This is a genomic window from Isoptericola sp. NPDC055063 (assembly GCF_053608125.1).
In genome coordinates, this window is sequence record NZ_JBSGUW010000016.1 from 107,542 (window position 1) to 129,179 (window position 21,638).

Consider the following 21,638-nt stretch of genomic DNA (forward strand, 5'->3'; position numbering starts at 1 on the left):
ACGCGGCTCCGTATGCTGACCGGCGTGGACCTCACCGAGCTCGTCGCCGTACCGGCCGCCTCGTTCAGGATGGGCTCGGACCGCCACTACCAGGAGGAGGCGCCCGAACATCACCGTACGGTCCGGGAGTTCGCGATCGAGCGACACCCGGTGACCGTCGGTCAGTTCGCGACGTTCGTCGCCGACACCGACTACGTGACGGTCGCCGAGCGTGAGATCGACCCGGCGGAATACCCCGGTGCCGATCCTGCCGTCATGGTCCCGGGCTCGCTGGTCTTCACCCCGACGACCGGGCCGGTCGACCTCAGCGACTGGCGACAGTGGTGGCGGTGGCAGCCGGGCGCGTCGTGGCGACACCCCACCGGTCCGGGCTCCACAGCGCTCGACCGCCCCGACCATCCCGTCGTCCACGTCGCGCACGCGGACGCAGCGGCCTACGCCGCGTGGGCGGGACGCCGGCTGCCCACGGAGGCGGAATGGGAGCTCGCCGCACGCGGCGGCCTCGACGGAGCGGAGTTCACGTGGGGCGACGACTTCACGCCCGGCGGGCGTGTCATGGCCAACACCTGGCAGGGCGCCTTCCCCTACCGCAACGACGGCTGGGGCAGCACTTCACCAGTCGGCGCGTTCCCGGCCAACGGCTACGGCCTCGTCGACATGATCGGCAACGTCTGGGAGCGGACCGCCGATGTCTTCACGCCCCGACACATCGTCCCGGGACGCGCCGCTCCGGAGCGCGGCTCCCGCGCCGACCTCCTCGCGGGGGTGACCCCACCCACCACGTCACCCCGCGTCAGCCGCGTCACCAAGGGTGGGTCGCACTTGTGCGCGCCCGAGTACTGCCGACGCTACCGACCGGCCGCGCGATCCGCGCAGACCGACGACTCCGCCACCTCCCACCTCGGCTTCCGCTGCGCGGTCGGAGCTTGAGAGCGGTGGGAGCGTCAGAGGGGTGCCCATGGACGTGACTGCGAGCAAGGCCGCAGGATCGCAGGGCAGGTCGAGCACGAAGGTCGGGACCGCCCTGCGACGGCTGGGCCTCGACGACGAGGCGGTCTGCGTCTTCGAGACGCTGCTCGACCGGGCACCGGTGCCGCTGTCCCAGGTCGAGGCCTCGAGCGGACTGGGCCCACAGGCGTTCGGGCGCGCCTACGACCGTCTCGTGGAGTCCGGACTTGCCGTCGCCGCCACCGCGGACACGCTCGTCGCCCCCATGCCCCCGGAAGCGGCCGTCGAAGCGATGAGCCGCCGGCGCACGGCGGAGATCGAAGAGTCGCGCGTCACGATCGCGGCGGCGTTCGAGACGTTCCGACGCGAGCGGTACTCCGCTCCTGCCGGTGAGGCCGTCGAGATCGTCACCGGCCCCGCCATCGGCCACCGGCTCGTGCAGGAGTGGTCCAGCGCGCGCACCAGCGTGCGACAGCTCGACTCCCCGCCGTACTTCGCCCTCGAGGACGGCGTCGACACGGCGCTCGAGACGCTCGCACGCGGGGTGCGCCACCGCATGGTGTACGCCCGCGAGTCATTGACGTTCCCAGGAAAGCTCGCCGACGACATCGAGCGCTGCATCGCGGCGGGCGAGCAGGCCCGCGTGGTGACGGCGGCCCCGGTCAAGCTGATCGTCGTGGACGACCGGGTCGCTCTGGTCTCACCCGCCGCCGGCGAGGCCGACGTCTACAACACCATGCTCGTCGTGCACGCCGGGGTGTTGCTGACCGCCTGTACCGCGCTGTTCGAGGCCGTGTGGGCCACTGCGCTGCCCTTCCACGACCGGTCCGCCGGCTCCCCTCGGCTCCTGCACCAGGACCGCCGGCTGCTGTCGTTGCTCGCCGGTGGCCTGACCGACGACGAGGTCGCCGCAGACCTCGGCGTGAGCCGACGCACGCTCTATCGCCGTCTGGAGGTGCTCAGCGCCCGCGTGGGCGCCACCACCCGGTTCCAGCTCGCCCTGCAGGCCCAGCGCCGCGGGTGGCTCTGACCGCACGTGACCGGATCGTGCCAGTGGCACGATCCGGTCCCCGGACAGCAGCCGCTGGGGGACGCTCGACCCATGAGGTTCACCACCCGACCCCGGCGCGCCCGCGCGACGCGCGGCGCCCTGATCGCGTCGCTCGCGCTGACTGCGCTACCGCAGGCCGCGGGCGCCGCGCCTGACCCGGCGGGCCGGGCGGGCTGCGTCCCGGTCGCGAGCACGAACTGAGCACGTCCTCCGGGACGGGGCAGACCACCACCTCTGGGCGCGTCGGGTGCGCCGCCAACCTCGCAAGGGCGCCGGTCCGGGCGGGCTCCGTACGACACCGTGGCCACTTGCAATCTTACGATCGATAGGTGCAATCTTGCGCCTAGACCGGTCCGACTCAAGGAGGAGACCGATGACGAGTCATCCCCACGCGGACGGCGAAGGTCCCGGTCCCACCGAGGACTCGGCTCCATGGACCGCCGCCGGCATCGAGCACCGCGCCCTGACGATCGACAGCCCTTCGGCCGAGCTCGTCGACGCCTTCCGCTGGGCGATATGGCAGGTCAGGCGACTCTCCAGCGCTCCGGCGGGAAGCCGTCCCGACGATGCGCTCCTGCCCGAGGGCGCCGACGTGGCGCGACTGCACGCGGGCGTTCTCCCGGCTCCGGGCGCAGAGGCCGAGCGCTCGCTCGCGCGCTCTCCCCGCGAGGTCGGCGAGCCGCACGACGGTGAGGACGCCCGCTACCGCGGAACGATGCTCGCGCTCCTCGACCGAGCGGCTCACCTCTACCGCTGGACCGGCGACCCCGCTCCCGCCGGCGACCCGGAGCTCTGGGACCGGCTCGCCGCCCCGCTCCAGCGCCTCATGGAGCGGTCCGACCACCAACGAGCGCCTCTCGTCGAGCACGCCGATGAGATCGCCTCGACGTTCCGCGCGTTCCTCGCGCTCGCCGAGCTGGCGTCCGCCCGGGGGGACGTGCCGCTGGCGGAGCAACTCACGGCGAGGGCACGACACCTGCAGGGCCACGTCGCACGAGAGTGGTCCGCGACCCGTGATGTCTGGCCGTTCCTCGTCGACCGCCGGTCCAGCCTCCCTGCCCGCCCCGGAGACGGCTGCACACCCGGTGCCAGTCTGGCGTCCGCCGGGCTACTCCCTCCGGACGACCCACGCACCAGGGAAGTTCTTGCGTGCCTTGACGCCGACGACGTCCCCCCGGGTACCGCGGCCGCCACCGCCCTCGTGGACACCCTCTACCGGCACGGCCAGGACGAGGGCGCCTGGGCATGGCTCCAGTACGTCATCTCCGAGCTGGACGAGCCGGACCCCGTCCTGCCTAATCGCACGAACGGCGAAGACCCGGCGACGAGCCACGCTCTCCTGACGAGCATCGTCAGCGGCGTGGCCGGCATCGAGCCCGACGCGGCCCACGACGCGGTCACGGTGCGCTCGCACCTGCCAGCCTGCCTCGCGTGGCTCGAGCTCGATCACGTCACGGTCGGGGACCACGTGATGACCGTGCGCCACGACGGGCGAGCCTCGACCAGGGTCACGCACCGCTCCGGGGCGAACTCGCTCGTGACGACCATCGAGTTCGCCGGCTCATGGGCTGCGGTGAGCGTCGACGGCCACCTCCACCAGGTGCACCATCGCCGCGACGACGGGCACGCCGTCACTGGGGTGACGCTGCGGCTCCGGCCGGGTCAGAGCGTCTCTGCGCTGGCCGTGGTCGCGTCGGACCTCACGGTCCTCGCAGACACCGTCCGTACCCCTCCTCGGGACATCCATCTCACGAGGCCGGCTGCCAGTGCGGAGCCGTCGACGACATGGACCGACCTCACATGGCCCACCTCGCGGGACGCGGACACGTACCAGGTCGCGATCGCACAGCGCTCGGACCTGACCGACGCCGTCCCGAGCATGCGGTGAGCGGCACGCGCCCTCACCGAGACGTGAGGGTCGCCGCCCCCGGGCGGCCCCGGTGCGCAGGCGGCGCAGTGAAGCCTCGGACGGCGAGTCCGTGACGGCGCGAGCGACGGCGGTTGCCGGATGAGGTCTGTGAAGGGTCAGGGGACGGTACGACGGGTGTCGAGGAGAGCTGAGTGAAGGCGCTGTTCAAGCCGGGCCCGGGCCCGGGCCTGGAGCTGGTGGACCGGCCCGAGCCGGAGGCCGGCATCGGGGACGTGAAGATCCGCGTGCTGCGCACCGGCATCTGTGGCACCGACCTGCACATCGAGCGGTGGGACGACTGGGCCGCGTCCACGATCCAGGCGCCGCTCGTGCCCGGGCACGAGTTCGTCGGCGAGGTCGTGGAGGTCGGCGAGCTGGTGCACGACGTCGCCGTGGGCGACATCGTCTCGGGCGAGGGGCACATCGTGTGCGGCACCTGCCGCAACTGCCGCGCCGGGCGCCGCCAGATGTGCATCCGCACCCAGGGCCTGGGCCTGCACCGCGACGGTGCGTTCGCCGAGTACGTGGTGCTGCCCGCGACCAACGTGTGGGTGCACCACGCGGGCGTCGACCTCGATGTCGCGGCGATCTTCGACCCGCTGGGCAACGCGGTGCACACCGCGCTCGCGTTCCCCGTGATCGGCGAGGACGTGCTCGTCTCGGGCTGCGGGCCGATCGGCCTCATGGCGATCGCCGTCGCCCGGCACGCCGGCGCGCACCTGGTGGTGGGCACCGACGTGAGCCCGGCGCGCCTGGAGATGGCGCGGGCGATGGGCGCGGACGCGGCCCTCGACGTGCGCACGGCGCGCGTCGCCGACGCCCAGCGCGAGCTGGGGCTGCGCGAGGGATTCGACGTCGGCTTCGAGATGAGCGGCGCGCCCAGTGCGCTGCCCGAGATGATCGCGAACATGAACCACGGCGGCCGGATCGCGATGCTCGGCCTCCCTGCCGGGCCGATCGCCGTCGACTGGGGCACGGTGGTGACGCACATGCTCACGCTCAAGGGCATCTACGGCCGCGAGATGTTCGAGACGTGGCAGGCGATGGACGCGATGCTGCGCACGAGCGAGACGCTGCGCACGGCGATCGCGTCGGTCGTCACGGACCGGCTCCCCGCGAGCCGGTGGCACGAGGGCTTCGAGGCCGCGGCCTCGGCGCACGGCGGCAAGGTGGTACTGGACTGGACGGACTGGGCGGACGGGGCGCAAGGCCACGCCGGGGTGGAGGACTACTGATGTACGGGACGTTCCGGGAGCACGTGGCGGGTGAGCTCGCCGAGATCGAGGCCGCGGGCCTGACGAAGCGCGAGCGCGGCATCGCGGGCCCGCAGGGCGCCCGCATCAGCGCCGACGGCGCGGAGCTGCTCAACTTCTGCGCCAACAACTACCTGGGCCTCGCGGACGACCCGCGCATCCTCGCGTCGGCGCGTGACGCACTGGACACCTGGGGCTACGGCCTCGCCAGCGTGCGCTTCATCTGCGGCACGCAGGACCAGCACCGGACGCTCGAGCAGCGGCTGGCGGGCTTCCTGGAGACGGACGACAGCATCCTGTTCTCGTCGTGCTTCGACGCGAACGGCGGCGTCTTCGAGACGCTGTTCGGCGCGGAGGACGCGATCGTGTCGGACGCGCTCAACCACGCGTCCCTCATCGACGGCATCCGGCTGTCGAAGGCGGCCCGCTTCCGGTACCGCAACCGCGACATGGCCGACCTCGAGGACCAGCTGCGCGCGGCGCGCGACGGCGGCGCCCGGCACGTCGTGATCGTCACCGACGGCGTCTTCTCCATGGACGGCTACCTCGCCCCGCTGCGGGAGATCTGCGACCTCGCCGACCGCTACTCCGCGCTGGTGCTGGTCGACGACTCGCACGCCGTCGGGTTCATGGGCGAGCACGGCCGGGGGACGCCGGAGCTGTGCGGGGTGGCCGACCGCGTCGACATCCTCACCGGCACGTTCGGCAAGGCCCTCGGCGGGGCGTCCGGCGGCTACGTCGCCGCGCACCAGGAGATCGTCGACCTGCTGCGCCAGCGCGCCCGCCCGTACCTGTTCTCCAACACGCTGGCGCCGATGATCGTGGCGGGCACCCTCACGGCCCTCGACCTCGTGGAGACCGCCGGCGACCTGCGCGAGAACCTCACCCGCAACGCCGAGCTGTTCCGCCGCCTCATGACCGAGGCGGGCTTCGACCTGCTGCCCGGCGAGCACCCGATCGTCCCCGTGATGTTCGGCGACGCCGTGCTCGCCGCCAAGGTCGCCGAGGCGATGGGGGAGCGTGGCGTGTACGTCACCGCGTTCAGCTTCCCCGTGGTCCCTCGCGGCGAGGCGCGCATCCGCGTGCAGCTGTCCGCCGCGCACACGCCCGAGCAGGTCCAGGCGTGCGTCGACGCCTTCGTCGCGTCGCGAGACGCCGTCCGGGAAACGACCACGGCCTGACGATCCGACCGGTCCCCCGCAGCCGCGCAGGGCACGCGACGGACGGCATCGGTCCCGGCGACAAGAGAAGCACCCGCCCCGGACGACGGTCCGAGGCGGGTGCTTCACCCTGTCACTGGACAGGACCGGCCTACATATCAGCCGTCGATCGCGCGCACCTCGACAAGGGTGGAGTGCTCAGGCCAGAGCACAGGCAACTGAAGCCCCACCGACATCAGAGCGACGCCCGAGAGCACCACGCCGTCGCCGCTGCACCAGTCGGGCTCGGGCTGGTAGCCGGGCTTCTCCCCCACCGACAGCGCACGGACCCGGTAGAACCGGTCAGCGCCCAACCCCCGCAGTCGCGCCAGCGGCGGTGCGTCCGGCGCGCACCAGCTCAGTGCGGCCACCTCGAACAGTCCCCGGGAGCCGTCGAGCGACACCACGCCGTGGCTCCACATGCTCTCGTCCGGGTCCGGCCCGCGCCACACCCGGCCGGTGCAGACCACGTCGCGAACCTCCTTGTACAGCGCGACCCACCGTGACAGCTCGGATCGCTCCTCCGGTGTGGCCGACGAGACGTCCCACTCGATGCCGAAGTGGCCGAACAGCATCGTCCCCGCTCGGAACGACAGGTCATGGGTGCGCCCCGTCGTGTGCGACCGCGGCGAGGCGACGTGCGCACCCATGAGCTCCGGAGGGAGCAGCTGGCCGGTCCAACGGTGCAGCCGCTGCCGCTCCAGCGGGTCGTTGCAGTCCGACACCCAGACCCGGTCGGTGTGCTCCAGGATCCCCAGGTCGATACGCCCGCCCCCGCCCGCGCACGACTCGATCTCCAGGTCGGGGTGGGCCGCCTTGATCTCCGCAAGCATCCGGTAGAGCGCCAGGGTCTGCGCGTGCTCTGCGGGCACACCGCCGGCGGGCTGGACGCCGCCCTCCACGTGCGAACGGTTGTGGTCCCACTTCACGTAGGAGATGTCGTACTCGTCGAGCACGGCGAGCACCTGGGCCAGCACGGCGTCATAGCACTCCGGGATGGACAGGTTGAGCACGTGCTGCGTGCGCTGCTCCACCGGAAGCTCGCTGCGGGCCGCCATGATCCACTCGGGGTGGGCACGCGCCAGATCCGAGTCGAGGTTCACCATCTCCGGCTCGAACCACAGGCCGAACTGCATCCCGCGGCTCGTGACGGCGTCCACCAGCGGGTGCAGTCCGTCGGGGAACACGTCCGACGACACATGCCAGTCGCCCAGCCCCGCCCTCGAGTTCCGGCGCCCGCCGAACCAGCCGTCGTCGAGCACGAAGCGCTCGACGCCGACCTCGGCCGCGAGCTCCGCGAGGCCGATCAGCCGCTCCGGTTGATGGTCGAAGTACACCGCCTCCCACACGTTGAGCGTCACCGGCCGGCGCGAGTCCACGTGCGAGGCACGGGCCCTCAGGTGGTCGTGGAAGCGGTGGGCCACGCGGTCGAGGCCGACGGCGTACGACGCGTAGAGCCACGGTGTCTCGTAGGACTCGCCTTCGGCGAGACGCACCTCGCCGGGCAGCAGGAGCTCACCACCGCCCAGCTGGCGAACGCCGGTCCCGGTGTGCTCGGCGACGTGGTCGGTGTTGCCGCTCCACGCCACGTGCACACCCCAGCACTCACCGCGCTCGAAGTCCGTCCCCTTCTCCATCGCGTGGAGCACATAGGCCGCGTCGCACCCCGGAAGCCCCTGACGGTTCTCCCGCACGTGCGCGCCTACACCGAAATCCTGACGCTGCGGCATGCGTTCCATGCCCCACCGGCCACCGAAGTCGAGCAGCTCGGTGGCCTGCCCAGGCACCGGCAGGACGACGGAGAGCCGTTGCAGGTCATAGGCGGCACCGTCGTTGCGGAGCCGGGCGCGGGTGCGCACGAGGCCCGACGGCAGCATCTCGATGGTGATGAGCAGAGCCAGACGGGCCTCGGGATCCAATGCGTCGAGCTCGACGACGCCCGCCCCGAGATCGACGTGGGCACCCTGTTCGAGACGGTCGCCGTCGACGCGGATCTCGTCGAGCCGGAACTTCGTCGACCACGAACGGCCGGCGCGCGAGCCGACGAGGCCGGGGCGGCCCATCCAGCCCGTCCACGGTTCCGGCACGAGGCTCGGTCGGTCGGCACCGATGTCCGAGGACCTGTTCCCGGGCGTCGCCGTGTCGATGATCGTGCGCGCCAGCTCGCCGTCGAGGTCGCCCAGCGCGGCACCCCAGTGCCGCACCACGGGCAGGCCGGTGGCGGGAATCTCGAGGAGGACGGAGCACCCGGCTGCGTGGAGGTGCAGAGAGCCGGGCAGAGTGGTCGGGGGTTCTGTCTGTGAGGTCACAGCGGAACGCTACGCGGATCCAGCCGGTTATGTAAGAGGTTCCATAAGACATTTTGGAAAGTAGTGCGGCAGGATGCGGGGATGGTCACCGCCACCCCTTCGCGCATCGCCGCTCTCGACGCCGTCCGGGCCCTCGGCGACGCGACCGTGAGCGAGCTCGCGGCACGCGCCGGCATGTCGCGCCCGACGCTCGACTCGGCCCTGGGCTGGCTCGCGGAACGCGGACTCGTCGAGCACCGGGTCGACGTCGTGCAGCCGCACGAGTACGGAGGACGCCCCGCTCGTCGGTCCCGGTTCCGGGCCGACGCCGGCGCGGTCGCCGCCCTCGACCTGGTCGGCACCTCGATCAAGGTGGCTGTGGCCGATCTCAGCGGACGCTGGCTCACCTTTCGCACCACGGACGCCCCGGCGCCCGACATCGCCCGACCAGGCATCGAGCCCCTCGAGACCGCGCTCCGGTCGGCGCTCTCCGCGGCCGGCGTGGCGCGCGAGGACCTCCGGGCTGTCGGGATCGGGGTCTCCGGTGTCGCCCAGGCGGACGGGACCATGACGACGTCGCCCCTCGTGCCCGCATGGGAGGGACGCGCCCTCGGGCCGGAGGTCGAGGCCCTGCTGGGCGCGCCCGTGACCATCGACAACGACCTCTCGCTCGCGGCCGTGGCGGAGGCAAGGCACGGCGCGCTGCGGGGGGTCCCCACAGGCGTGTACGTCCAGACCTGGCCACGCGTCTCGGCCCGGGTCGTGCTCGACGGCTCTCTCGCGCGCGGCCGCCAGCGGATGGCAGGCGAGATCGGCGCGGTGCGGGCCTTCAACACGGCCGTGCACGCCTCGAGCCAGCCCTTCGGGCAGGAGCTCGCCCGGTTCGACGATGCGCTCCAGCGTCTGCGGGCAGCTCCCGACGACGCCGAAGGGCTGACAGTCCTCGAGAACCTGATCGAGGGCATGACACCGGCCGTCACCGCACTGGCCCTTGCCCTCGCCCCCGACGCGATCGTCCTCGGCGGACGCCTGGGCCACTACGCGGACCTGCTCGCCTCGCCGCTGCGGGCCGCGGTCCAGGCGTTCGTCGTCGCCGGTCCCGCCGTCGACCCGGTGGTCACGGGCGCCCGGCTCGTCGACCGCGGCGTTCTGGTCGGCGCGTTCGACCAGGCGTTCGCGCGGTTCGGCAGCCAGATCTACGGCCTCGACGGCGTCCCTGCTCCCGTCCAACGATTCGGCCCTGAGGAGCGGTGACGTCGCGAGGGGGCGGGGCGGGCACACGCCCTCCTCACATGACGGCGAGCTCGCGCACTCGTGCCGTCTCTGACTGGACGGGCCTCCCACGCACGAGCACGCCGTCGCGCACGAACCCCTCCTCCCGCCCGGTGAGGTACCGCACCAGGACGGCCCGCCAGGCGGCGACCTCCCCCGCGCGGTCCGGCTCACCGGCGAGGTTCCGCAGCTCGTGCGGGTCCTCCTCGAGGTCGAAGAACTGCTCGACCCCGCGTTCGGACGCCCACAGGAACTTGCGTCGGCCGTCGGTCACCCACTGCAGCGACTGGTCGAAGTGCACATGCTCACCGTGGATCACGTCCCGCCACTCGGGCTCCTCGCCCAGGGCCCACGGCAGGAGGGAGCTCCCGTCCACCGTCTCCGGGCACGTGACGCCGGCCATCTCGAGGACGGTGGGCATGAGGTCCCGCAGCTCGCACACGGCATCGACGACATGGCCGCGGCGCGCGTCGGGGAAGAACGCCGGCGCCGGCCGGACGAGGAACGGGACGCGCGCGCTGCCCTCGTAGCCCACGCTCTTGCGGTACATGTCGTGGTCGCCCATCATCTCGCCGTGGTCGGAGACGAACACGATCGACGTCTCGGCGAGGAGCTCCAGCTCCGCGAGGCCCTCGAGCAGCCTGTTGATCTGCAGGTCGATGTGGCTGATGTTGCCGTAGTACCCACTCATCGCGCGGTGGTGCGCCTCCGGATCGAGGCGCCCCATGACCGTCTGATGGTGGTTGTCGCGCCGGAACTCCTCGAACTCGCCGACCCAGTCCCCGACGGGCGGCGAGACGCGCGTGCCGAGGTAGTACTGGTCGAACGCCCACTGCGGCGGGTTGAACGGTGCGTGCGGCCGGTGGAACGAGACCCAGCTGAAGAACGGGACCGTCGGGTCCCTCCGCTCGAGGAAGTCCAGCGTCTCGTGAACCACCCAGTTGGTCGGATGCAGGCGCTCCGGCCGGCTCCACGGCACCGCCACCATCGAGTTGCAGCCGACTCCGTCGTCGAAGTAGTCCGCCCGCGCGTCCTCGCCCGGCTGCCTGCGCAGCCAGGTCAGGTAGTCGTCGTTGGCCGACAGGTGCCGCCCACCGTAACGGCGGCCGAAGTGCAGGAACCCGTCATGGAGCCGCACGTCGTCGAAGCCGCAGCGCGACCTCTCGGGGTAGACGTGCATCTTGCCGATGGCCTGCGTCTGATATCCGGCGTCCCGCAGGACGCCCTGCATGGTGATGGGGTGCGCCTCGGAGAAGGGGATCCCGTCCCGGTAGCCCGTGCGACCGTGCCGCTCCGGCGACTGTCCCGTGAACATGGCGACCCGTGCCGGGACGCACGTCGGCGTCGCCGAGTACGCCCGAGAGAATCGAGTGCCCATCCCCGCGAGCTCGTCGAGGTGCGGCGTCTTCACGACCGGGTGCCCCGCCGCGGAGAGCGCGTCGCCGCGCCACTGGTCCACGCAGACGACCATGATGTTCGGTCGCGCGGCCGGACGCCGCCGCGGACCGGCCGCCCGAGACGTCTCGAGCGGCCGGCCGGGCGAGAGTCCCGCCGTGCGGCCCGCTCGACCAGATGTACCGCCAGTCCGCAACGCAGGCTGGTCGAACTCAGGCTGGATCACCACCGTGTGGCCCCTTTCGGATCAAGGACAGGCGGGCGACCCGCCAGGCGTCGGGCACAGGGCTCGGCGGTACCGCAGCCTCATCGCAACGCAGGCTCGTAGCCCGTCGGACGCCGGAGGAAGTCGTCCAGCACCAGGCTCGCCGACGCCCTGTCCCAGACGTCCTGATCGATGGGGCGGTACACGATCGATCTCTCGGGGCCGCCAAGGAGGTCGCGGCACCGTTCCCGCGCGACGCGCAGCGTCTCGTCGACGTCGGCCCGATCGCCGAGGAAGCCCGTGATCGTCGTGGTCGCGGGGTTGAGGAGCTCGATCAGGGCGCCGGTCGACTCACCGAGCCACCGCGCCCTGTCCTGCCGCATGGCCGCGACGGCCGGCGAATCGGCCGCCACGAGATCGTTCCAGGCGACGTCCGGCGGCGCGACTCCCGCCGCAGCGGCGCGAGCGTGCAGGCCACGGTTGCTCACCACCTGGCCGAGGCAGTCGATCCGGCCGCAGCGACAGCGCTCACCAGGGCCGCCGGCGACCGGGAAGTGCTCGACCTCTCCCCCGGTCGCCCCGGGCCCCCGCAAGAGTCGCCGGTCCACGATCAGTGCGGCGCCCACCACACCCGCGACCAGGATGGTGAGCGACGTGTCGCCCGACCCTCCGCCCCGGCCCCAGAGGTCCATCAGCGCCAGGCAGCGCACCGAGGTGTCGACATGCACCGGCAGACCGAGGGCGTCGAACGGGGCCCCGAGGTCGACGTTGTCCCATCCGAGGAGCGGTGACTCGACCACGGTCCTGCGGTCATGGTCCACCCGTCCCCCGGTGCTCACACCGACTCCCAGCACGCGACCCGCGCCCGCCCCCTCGATCAGCTCAGCGACGGCCCGGACGGCGCGCCGCACGACCTCGGCGGCGGTGGAACCCGGCTCATGAGCGACCCTCGTGCTGCTCAGCCGCGCACCGCCGAGGTCGAAGACGGACGCCGTCGTCGCGTCCCTCCGGATGTGGACACCAACGAGCAACCGACCCCCCGGAGCGAAGTCCAGGGGCGTCTCCGGGCGGCCGGCGCCGACGCGCCCCGCCGTCCTCCGAGGGTCCAGCTCCACGAGCAGGCCGCCCGCGACCATCGCCGACGTGAGGCGGGTGACCGTCGTGAAGCTCACGCCAGTCGCCCGGGTCAATGCCTTGCGCGCCATCGGACCACCGGATCGCAGCGCCGCCAACAGGGCGGACGCGCTCCTGTCGCGGGCATCCGCCGGCGTCGACGTTCCGCTGATCAGCTCCGCCGCCGGCCATCTCTCGAGGGTCACCCCCCGACCGTATCGGTGGAGGTTGTCTCCCACAAATAGTCAAAGTCAGTTGATCCAAGGGTTGACAGTAATTGCGTCCCGGGCCAAGACTGTGCGCCACGACACACCCTGCGGGGCTCGCGCTGCTGCGTGCCCCGACGGCAAGGAGGACCCCGTTGGACCGACCCACCCACGACGCTGCGAGATCGGCGACCGGGGGCCCGCAGCGGCCGCACATCCTGCTGCTGCACTGTCACGACCTCGGTCGGCACCTGCACTGTCTCGGCGCCCAGACCGTCGTCTCCCCCCGTCTCGACCGGCTCGCGGACGAAGGCGTGGTGCTGAGCAGCATGTTCGCGACCGCACCCCAGTGCAGCCCGTCGCGAGCCAGCCTCTTCACCGGCCGCTGGCCGCATACGAACGGCGTCATGGGACTGACGCACGCGACGTTCGCCTGGGACCTGAACGAGGACGAGCGGCACCTGGCGACGCGCCTCCACGATGCCGGCTACACGACCGAGCTCATCGGCGTGCAGCACGAGGCACGGTTCACCTCGAACGAGCAGATCGCTGCCAGGCTCGGTTTCGACCGGGCCAGCGTCGGGGGGACCGCAGAGAGCGTGGCCGAGCGGACCGTCGACGCACTGCGCCGAAAGGCTCGCGAGGACGGGCCGTTCTTCCTCCAGGTCGGGTTCTTCGAGCCGCACCGGCGCCCTGGACCGGGCGACGAGCCCGGCACGATGGGGTTCCTCGGTGACCACGTCCACCCCGACCGGGAAAGGGGGGTGGCGGTCCCGGGCTACCTCGAGGACACGGCGTCGGCTCGCGAGGAGGTTGCCGAGCTCCAGGGAGCGATCCGGCACATGGATCGCGCCGTCGGGCGCATCCTGGACGAGCTGGACGCTCTGGAGCTGGCGACGAACACGCTTGTCATCTTCACCACGGACCACGGGCTGGCGCTCCCCCGCGCCAAGTGCTCCCTGTACGACCCCGGTCTCGAGGTCGCGTTCATGCTGCGCTGGCCGGGTCGCGGATGGACCGGCGGCCGCCGCGAGGACGCGCTGCTCACGAATCTCGATCTCGTCCCCACGCTCATCGACGTGCTCGGGCTCCCTGCCGACGACCCACAGCCCCACGGGCGTTCGTTCCTGCCGCTGCTCGACGGAGAGGAGTACGCCGCTGCGGAGCACGCGTTCGGCGAGATGACGTTCCACGACTACTACGACCCTCGTCGCACCGTCCGCACGGCGACCCACCGCCTCATCGTCAACTTCTCGGCTGCGCCCGGGTTCATGGACCCGTCCCAGTCCTGGAACCGCCGTTGCCGTCCCGTCGATGGATACGCGCACGACTGGACCGACCCGCACCCCAGCGTCGAGCTCTATGACCTCCGGAAGGACCCCCTCATGCTCGACGACGTCGCCGACGATCCCCGCTACGCCGAGGTGCGGACCGTCCTCCTCGCAGCGTTGGTCGACTGGATGCGCGAGACCGACGACCCCCTGCTCGAGGGCGCGGTGACCGGCCCGTTGCACCGTGCCAGCGTGGCCGCGCTCCTCGAGCCGAGCGGTGCAGCGCCGGACGTCCCCGCGACCGTGGGGAGCTGAGTCACGACATGCTCGGATACTCCCTGCGACGCCTGCTCCAGATGGTGCCGATCCTCCTCGGTACGACCTTCCTCATCTTCGCCCTGGTGTTCGCCCTGCCGGGCGACCCGATCGCGGCGATGAGCCCCGACCGGCCGCTCCCCCCGTCGACGGTCAATGCGCTCCGCGAGCAGTACCACCTGAACGAGCCGCTCCTCGTGCAGTACTGGTACTACGTCAGCGGGATCTTCCACGGCGACTTCGGCACCGACTTCTACAACCGTCCGGTCTCCGAGCTGATGGCCCAGCGTTGGCCGGTGACCCTGCAGCTCGCCGCGACCGCCTTCGTGATGAAGGTGACGATCGGGCTGGTCATGGGCATCTGGTCGGGCCTGCGACGCGGCCGGGCCGCCGACCACTTCGCACTCGGATTCACCGTGCTCTTCCTCGCGCTGCCCGGCTTCGTCGTCGCGATGGGCGCGCAGTGGATGTTCGGCCTGAAGCTCGGCTGGTTCCCCGTCGTCGGCATCCAGGAGGGCTGGCCGATGGCCTTCATCCTGCCGGCGCTGGTGATGGCCATCGAGGGTTCGGCAGGCCTGTCCCGACTGACCAGGAGCAGCCTGGTCGACGTGCTGCGGGCCGAGTACCTGCGCACCGCACGCGCCAAGGGGCTCTCCCCCGGCCGCGTGATCTGGGGGCACGCCTTCCGCAACGCGATGGTCCCGGTCGTCACCTACCTCGGGCTCAGTCTCGCGGGGATGCTCGGCGGCGCCGTGATCATCGAGTTCATCTTCAACCTGCCCGGCATCGGCGGCCTGATGGTCGAGTCGCTGACCCGGCAGGAGGGCACGGTCGTGGTGGGCATCGCCACCGTCCTCGTCCTCGCCTACCTGATCTTCAACCTCCTCGTCGACCTCAGCTACGGCCTCATCGACCCTAGGATCCGCAATGACTGAACTCGCCGAGCTCGGCGCCCGCGAAGACGCCGTCACCAGCTCCGCGCCGAAGCCCGAGCACGCGCTGCGCCGTCTGCTGCGCCAGCCCCGGTTCGCCATCTCCGCCGCGCTCGTCCTGCTCGTCCTGGTGATGGCGGCCTTCCCGTGGCTGTTCACCAGCATCGACGGCCACGACCCGGCGAACTGCGATCTCGGCGTCGGCATCACCGGGCCGAGCGCCGCGCACTGGTTCGGTACCGACACGCTCGGCTGCGACTACTACTCGAAGGTGATCTACGGCGCCCGACCGTCCATCGTCATCGGCTTGGCCGTCACCATCGCGTCCTTCGTGATCTCCGCCGTCGTCGGCAGCATCGCCGGCTACGTCGGCGGCTGGGTCGACGGCCTGATCTCCCGCATCTGCGACGTCATGTTCGGCCTGCCGTTCATGCTCGGCGCGATCGTGGTGCTCCAGCTCTTCGAGCAGCGCACCGTCGCCACCGTCTGCCTCGCGCTGACACTCTTCTACTGGCCCGGCGGCGTGCGATTCATGCGCTCCGCCGTGCTCGGGGTGCGCAACCGTGAGTACGTCCAGGCCAGCAAGGTCCTCGGAGCGGGAAACGTCCGCATCCTGCGCCGGCACGTGATCCCCAACTCGCTGACGCCGCTGGTCGTCCTCAAGACCCTCGGGATCGGAGGTGTGATCGCCGCGGAGGCGGGGCTCACCTTCATCGGCATCGGGCTCGCGAAGCCCGCGGTCTCCTGGGGTCTGCAGCTTGCGGACGCCAAGACCGAGATCACGACGAACCCCCACCTGCTCCTCTTCCCGTCCATCTTCCTCAGCGTCACGGTCCTGGCCTTCGTCCTCTTCGGCGAGTCCGTCCGGGATGCGCTCGACCCCAAGAACCGGTGAGGCCCATGACCCACGAACCACGCCCTCCCGTCCTTGAGGTCCGCGACCTCGTCGTCGAGTTCAGCACCCGCCGCGGCCTGGTCCGCGCGGTCGACGGGGTGTCCTTCAGCCTCCGGCACGGCGAAGCCCTGGGAATCCTCGGCGAGTCAGGCTCCGGCAAGTCGGTCACCGCCGGAGCCGTCATGGGGATCCTCGAGTCGCCCCCTGCGCACGTCCGGGACGGCCAGGTACTCCTCAACGGGGAGGACCTGCTCGACATGGATCCCAAGGATCGGCGCGCCCTGATGGCCAGCACGGTCTCCATGGTCTTTCAGGACGCGCTCACCGCGCTCAACCCGGTCCATCCCGTCGGACGACAGATCGGCGAGCTCTACCGCGTGCACCGGGGGATGTCCCGGCGCGACGCCCGCGACCGCGCCGTCGAGATGATGCGCCTGGTCAACATCCCCGATGCAGAGCGCCGGGTGGACGACTATCCGCACCAGTTCTCCGGCGGCATGCGCCAGCGCATCATGATCGCACTCGCGCTCGCGCTCGACCCCGAGGTCCTGATCGCGGACGAGCCCACCACCGCCCTCGACGTCACCGTGCAGGCCCAGATCCTTGACCTGCTCGGCAAGCAGCAGCGCGAGCGCGACATGGGACTCGTCCTCATCACCCACGACCTGGCGGTCGCGTCCGAGGTGACGGACCGTGTCGCGGTCATGTACGCGGGCCGGATCGTGGAGTCCGGCACGGCCGCCGAGGTGCTCACCGGCCCAGCCCACCCGTACAGCCGCGGCCTGTGCGACTCCGTGGCGAGCGCCGAGCTGAAGGGGAGCCGCCTCCCGGCGATCCCCGGACAGCCGCCGGACCTCGCCGCGATCCCCGCGGGGTGCGCCTTCGCCCCCCGGTGTGCGCGCGCCACCGACATGTGCCGACACGACCGGCCGTCGCTGCTTGCCGTACCGGGGGGACACCCGGGGCGCCAGGCTGCCTGCCACTACGCCGAGGAGGCGATCCACGTATGACCGTCACTGACGTCCGACCGGCCGACCCCGCGGCGAAGCCGGTCGCCCCCCTGCTCGAGCTGCGCGACGTGACGCGGCACTACAAGACCGGACGGAGGTTCCCCGCCGGTCACCGGTCCGTGGTGCGGGCCGTGGACGGGGTCGACCTCACGATCGGCCACCGCGAGTCGGTCGGCGTCGTGGGCGAGTCGGGCTGCGGGAAGTCGACGCTCGCGCGGATCGTGGTCGGGCTCGAGCAGCCGTCCGAGGGCCAGGTGCTGTTCGAGGGCCATGACGTGGCCGAGCTCCGGGGTGTCGACCGCCGCGAGTGGCGGCGTCAGGTCCAGCTCGTCTTCCAGGACCCGTACAGCTCGTTGGACCCCCGCATGACCGTCGGGGAGCTCGTCGGCGAACCCTTCGAGATCCACGACGACGTCGTACCTCGGAACAAGCGGCGTGCCCGGGTCCAGGAGCTCCTCGAGCTGGTGGGCCTCAACGCCGGCCACGTGGACCGATACCCGCACGAGTTCTCGGGCGGTCAGCGACAGCGGATCGGTATCGCGCGCGGGATCGCGCTCAGCCCTCGGCTGCTCGTCTGCGACGAGCCGGTCTCCGCGCTCGACGTCTCCGTACGCGCGCAGGTGATCAACCTGCTCCTGGACCTGCAGGAGGAGCTCGGTCTCTCCTATCTTTTCATCGCCCACGACCTGCAGATCGTGCGCCACGTCTCGAACCGGCTGCTCACGATGTACCTGGGCAAGGTCGTCGAGACGGGCGAGGTCACCCGCGTCTATGACCGGCCGGCCCATCCCTACACCAAGGCCCTCCTGTCCGCAGCGCCTGAGCTCCGGGCCGATCGGCCCGGACGGGACCGGATCCTGCTGCAGGGCGACCCGCCGTCACCGATCGGCACCGAACCGGGATGCCGGTTCCGGTCACGGTGCTGGATGGCACAGGACGTGTGCGCCGAGGTCGCGCCCGACCTGTCGCCGGTCGGAGGCACCGACCAGCTCTCGCGCTGCCACTTCCGTGAGGACGTGGTCGACGACGGTCGCTGACCCGTCGTCGACCACCACGGCATCACAACTTCTCTCACCAGCGCATTTCCCCACCACAGAAGGAACTCCGATGACGAAGCCCTACCTGCGGATCGCGGCACTGGCCGCGGTCCCGCTCCTCCTGACGGCCTGCGGATCGGGAACGGCGGACGACGGCGCGTCCCCGGCCGAGACCGGGGACAAGACCCTCACCGCGTTCCTCGTCGAGCCGACGAGCCTGGTGCCCCAGATGGACACGGGCACCCAGGTCGGGATGGCGATGTGCGCCAACCTCATGGAGATGAACGCCGAGACCCTGGAGCTGGAGCCGCTCGTCGCCGAGAGCATCGACTCCGACGACAACCAGCACTGGACCATCAAGCTCAAGGACTGGACCTTCCAGGACGGCACCCCCGTCACGGCTTCGTCCTACGTCGACGCGTGGAACGCCACCGCCTACGCACCCAACGCCCTCGGCGGCAACGGCAGCATGCAGCCGATCCAGGGCTACGCCGACCTCAACCCCGCCGACGGCAGCACGCCGAAGACGAAGACGCTCTCGGGCCTCAAGGCGGTGGACGACAAGACCATCGAGATCACCACCACCGAGCCCAACGGCGACCTGCCGATGCTGCTCAGCTCGAACCCCTTCTGCCCGCTGCCCGAGTCGTACTACGAGGACCCGGAGGCCTACGGCCAGCACCCGATCAGCAACGGGCCCTACGAGTTCGAGAGCTGGGACCACAACGAGCAGATCACGCTCAAGAAGTGGGACGACTTCCCCGGCGACGAGGCAGCCTTCGGCGGCGGCGCGGACACCTTCCAGTTCAAGATCTACACCGACATCGAGGCCGCCTACACCGACTTCGTCGCCGGCAACCTCGACCTCATCCGGGCCCCTGACGGGAACATGGTGGAGCGCGCCAAGGCCGACGTCGGCGAGCAGGCGCTCTTCCAGGACGACCGCCGGCACAACCATCAGTTCCTGGCGTTCCCGGCCTACCTCGACAAGTACAAGGACGTCAACCTGCGCCGGGCCATCTCCCAGGCCATCGACCGCGAGGCGATCGTCTCCTCGGTGCTCAAGGGGCACGGGCAGGCTGCCGACGCGATCATCCCGCCCGAGTTCGAGACCTACCGCGAGGGCGTCTGCGACGCGTGCGCCTTCGACCCCGACGCCGCCAAGGCGAGCCTCGCGAAGGCCGAGGCGAACGGGTTCGACGGCAGCGTGAAGATCATCTACTCGACGAGCCCGGCCAACGACCAGGTCGTCGAGGCGATCTCCAACCAGCTGCAAACCAACCTGGGCATCAAGGTCGAGATCGCCCCCGGGCTGGGCCCCGAGGTCGCCGAGCAGCGCAGCGGCGGCACCTTCGACGGGATCTACTTCGGCGGCTGGGGCCTGTCCTACGCCTCCGAGGACCAGTTCCTCAGCCAGTACGTCACGCATGCGGACGGGAACGACGCCAACGCCTACAGCAACCCCGAGGTCGACGCGCTCGAGGCCAAGGCACTCGCCGCGCCCGACGAGGCTGAGCGCGCCAAGAATTTCCAGCTGGTGGAGGACCAGGTCGTGCGCGACCTGCCCGTGACCCCGCTGTACTGGAAGAACGTCTACGGCCTGCAGAGCGAGAAGGCGCAGACCGTCTCCGCAAAGGGCGACATCCAGATGTACCGGGCCAAGTACGTGGGCTGATCTCACGGCGGCCGCCGTCGTGCGGCCTCCTCGTACCACCCTGCACCAACCACGAGCGGGTGGCCCTTGCCGCTGGGGTCACCCGCTCGTCGTCCCTACACGGCGACATGCATGGAGGAAGACAGCATGAATCAACGACGAAGCAGGCTGACCACCACCCGGCTCGCGGCCCTGGCCACGACCACCGCCGTCTGCGCGGGGCTCGCCCTGCCGGCCGCCACCGCGGCATCCACCACGACGACGGCACCGGCCCTCGCCGCCGCACGGGGCGAGCGGTCGTCCGACGCCCCGACCGTCGTGTCGGTCAGCCCGCGCGAGTCCGCCGACGACAGCGGCGTCCGGCTGCGCCTGGCCTACACCGGCGCCACCGACCTGCAGCCCACCGGCACCTACCTCGAGCCCGGCGAACAGGTCACGATCAACGTCAAGGCACACCTCAAGGGCGACGACGGGCTTCCCTCGGTCGCCATCGGCGTGCCAGAGGCCCAGCTCGACGAGAACGGCAAGCGCCTCAAGACCCGCATCCTGGCACTGACGCCGGGCAAGAACACCATCACCGACACCTACGGCGGCCCGGTCTACCTCGTCTGGCACGGCGACAACGACTCCAAGAGCACCGCGAAGGTCACCATCGGGAAGGCGGCCGAGCAGATGGCCACCTTCACCCTCGGCGAGACCACCGAGCGTGAGTTCCAGCGCGAGCTCGACCAGCACACCGCGCCCTTCGTCGAGCTCGTCGGCGACGACTCGATGATGACGTTCTACCGCTACCAGGTACTCCCCTTCCGCGACGAGAACCACGCGAAGCTGATGCGCACCCTGGACCGGATCGTCCGCATCGAGGACAAGGTCGCCGGCTACGGCTCCGCCGGACCCGAGAGCGAACGCCCGGAAGGACCGCACCACCTGGTCGGCTACCCCGGCAATCTCCCCGGCGCCTGGGCGCAGGCATGGCTGCAGTTCACCACCTACTCCGAGGGCGGGCTCGACGCCGTCCTGACCGTCGACGGCCTGCGCGAACGAGGGTGGGGCGTCGCGCACGAGCTCGGCCACCAGCACCAGAACACCTCGACCACCCCCGCGAGGACGGTGGAGGTGGTTGCCAACGTCTTCGCGCTCGCCGTGCAGCGTCGGTTCACCGAGGACTACGGCCAGCAGCCCCGCCTGCGCGCCATCACCAAGGACGGCACCAGCCGCTGGGACCAGGCCATGGCCGCCCTCGATGCCGGGATCGACTCGTACGACGACGACGTCCGTGGGTCAGACATGATCCCGTTCGAGCAGCTGCGGCTGGCATTCGGCGAGGACTACATCACCCGCTGGCACACCATGGTGCGCCAGGACCCCACGACGTTCCAGACGCTCTACTCCGACGACGGCCACTCCCCCGAGGCCGACCTCCAGCTGTGGCAGAACCTCGTCTACGCCACCAGCCTCGCCACCCACCACGACCTGGCCGACTTCTGGACCACCTGGGGCGTGACCGTGACCGACGAGACGAAGAACAAGATCGACCACCTCCCCCAGCCGACCGTCGACCCGACCACCCTGCGCGAGACCAACATCGACGAACCCAGCATCTGGGGCGACTGACACATCACTCGAGAGCGACGACGTGCCCACGGTGCGGGACGACCTCCCGCTCCATGGGCACGTCGCGGTTG

17 protein-coding genes are annotated in these 21,638 nt (G+C 71.0%); 14 read left to right on the forward strand and 3 right to left on the reverse strand.

The window, feature by feature from the left end; all coding sequences use genetic code 11:
* Positions 1-69: 69 nt before the first annotated feature.
* The 6 genes from ACWF41_RS18680 to ACWF41_RS18705 all read left to right on the forward strand — a co-directional run bounded on the left by ACWF41_RS18680 (position 70) and on the right by ACWF41_RS18705 (position 6,342).
* Positions 70-930, forward strand: a complete 861-nt coding sequence (locus tag ACWF41_RS18680; protein WP_380319686.1) for an SUMF1/EgtB/PvdO family nonheme iron enzyme — start codon at positions 70-72, stop codon at positions 928-930.
* 28 nt (positions 931-958) lie between these two features.
* On the forward strand, positions 959-1,978 hold the full coding sequence (locus ACWF41_RS18685) for a hypothetical protein (RefSeq protein WP_380319645.1): 1,020 nt from the start codon (positions 959-961) through the stop codon (positions 1,976-1,978).
* 72 nt (positions 1,979-2,050) lie between these two features.
* The gene (locus ACWF41_RS18690) at positions 2,051-2,200 is read left to right on the forward strand and encodes a hypothetical protein (RefSeq protein WP_380319642.1); all 150 of its coding nucleotides are present in this window, start codon (positions 2,051-2,053) and stop codon (positions 2,198-2,200) included.
* A 172-nt stretch (positions 2,201-2,372) separates the two neighbouring features.
* On the forward strand, positions 2,373-3,887 hold the full coding sequence (locus ACWF41_RS18695) for a hypothetical protein (protein ID WP_380319639.1): 1,515 nt from the start codon (positions 2,373-2,375) through the stop codon (positions 3,885-3,887).
* Between the two features lie 173 nt (positions 3,888-4,060).
* The gene (gene tdh / locus ACWF41_RS18700) at positions 4,061-5,143 is read left to right on the forward strand and encodes an L-threonine 3-dehydrogenase (RefSeq protein ID WP_380319636.1); all 1,083 of its coding nucleotides are present in this window, start codon (positions 4,061-4,063) and stop codon (positions 5,141-5,143) included.
* Entirely contained in the window at positions 5,143-6,342 is a 1,200-nt protein-coding gene (locus ACWF41_RS18705; RefSeq protein WP_452183034.1) for a glycine C-acetyltransferase, read from the forward strand. Before tdh ends, ACWF41_RS18705 begins: the two co-directional genes overlap by 1 nt.
* A gap of 137 nt (positions 6,343-6,479) precedes the next feature.
* Here ACWF41_RS18705 and ACWF41_RS18710 read toward each other — a convergent pair whose 3' ends face one another.
* Entirely contained in the window at positions 6,480-8,669 is a 2,190-nt protein-coding gene (locus ACWF41_RS18710) for an alpha-galactosidase (protein WP_380324156.1), read from the reverse strand.
* Between the two features lie 81 nt (positions 8,670-8,750).
* Between ACWF41_RS18710 and ACWF41_RS18715 the strand changes: the two genes are divergently transcribed.
* Positions 8,751-9,902 carry an ROK family transcriptional regulator gene (locus tag ACWF41_RS18715; RefSeq protein ID WP_380324153.1) on the forward strand — a complete coding sequence of 384 codons (1,152 nt, stop codon included), beginning with the start codon at positions 8,751-8,753 and terminating at the stop codon, positions 9,900-9,902.
* Between the two features lie 34 nt (positions 9,903-9,936).
* On the opposite strand, the gene ACWF41_RS18720 is transcribed toward ACWF41_RS18715, so the two are convergent.
* Together ACWF41_RS18720 and ACWF41_RS18725 are read right to left on the reverse strand one after the other, a co-directional pair.
* Positions 9,937-11,394, reverse strand: a complete 1,458-nt coding sequence (locus ACWF41_RS18720) for an arylsulfatase (RefSeq protein ID WP_380324162.1) — start codon at positions 11,392-11,394, stop codon at positions 9,937-9,939.
* 227 nt (positions 11,395-11,621) lie between these two features.
* Positions 11,622-12,692 carry an ROK family protein gene (locus tag ACWF41_RS18725; RefSeq protein ID WP_380324150.1) on the reverse strand — a complete coding sequence of 357 codons (1,071 nt, stop codon included), beginning with the start codon at positions 12,690-12,692 and terminating at the stop codon, positions 11,622-11,624.
* A 302-nt stretch (positions 12,693-12,994) separates the two neighbouring features.
* On the opposite strand from ACWF41_RS18725, the gene ACWF41_RS18730 reads away from it, so the two are divergent.
* The 7 genes from ACWF41_RS18730 (at position 12,995) to ACWF41_RS18760 (ending at position 21,567) form a co-directional block, all read left to right on the forward strand.
* A complete protein-coding gene (locus tag ACWF41_RS18730; protein ID WP_380324147.1) occupies positions 12,995-14,425 on the forward strand; it encodes a sulfatase family protein in 1,431 nt (476 codons plus the stop codon).
* A gap of 8 nt (positions 14,426-14,433) precedes the next feature.
* Positions 14,434-15,360, forward strand: coding sequence for an ABC transporter permease (locus tag ACWF41_RS18735; RefSeq protein ID WP_380324144.1), 927 nt, complete (start codon positions 14,434-14,436; stop codon positions 15,358-15,360).
* Positions 15,353-16,252, forward strand: a complete 900-nt coding sequence (locus tag ACWF41_RS18740) for an ABC transporter permease (RefSeq protein ID WP_380324141.1) — start codon at positions 15,353-15,355, stop codon at positions 16,250-16,252. The genes ACWF41_RS18735 and ACWF41_RS18740 overlap by 8 nt, the downstream gene beginning before the upstream one ends.
* A 5-nt stretch (positions 16,253-16,257) precedes the next feature.
* Positions 16,258-17,262, forward strand: a complete 1,005-nt coding sequence (locus ACWF41_RS18745; RefSeq protein WP_380324138.1) for an ABC transporter ATP-binding protein — start codon at positions 16,258-16,260, stop codon at positions 17,260-17,262.
* On the forward strand, positions 17,259-18,299 hold the full coding sequence (locus ACWF41_RS18750; protein ID WP_452183038.1) for an ABC transporter ATP-binding protein: 1,041 nt from the start codon (positions 17,259-17,261) through the stop codon (positions 18,297-18,299). The genes ACWF41_RS18745 and ACWF41_RS18750 overlap by 4 nt, the downstream gene beginning before the upstream one ends.
* Before the next feature lie 70 nt (positions 18,300-18,369).
* Positions 18,370-19,974 (forward strand): peptide ABC transporter substrate-binding protein, encoded by a 1,605-nt coding sequence (locus tag ACWF41_RS18755; protein WP_380324212.1) that lies wholly within the window; start codon positions 18,370-18,372, stop codon positions 19,972-19,974.
* A 126-nt stretch (positions 19,975-20,100) separates the two neighbouring features.
* Complete coding sequence (locus ACWF41_RS18760; RefSeq protein ID WP_380324209.1) at positions 20,101-21,567, forward strand: M60 family metallopeptidase; 1,467 nt, start codon at positions 20,101-20,103, stop codon at positions 21,565-21,567.
* Positions 21,568-21,638: the final 71 nt, after the last annotated feature.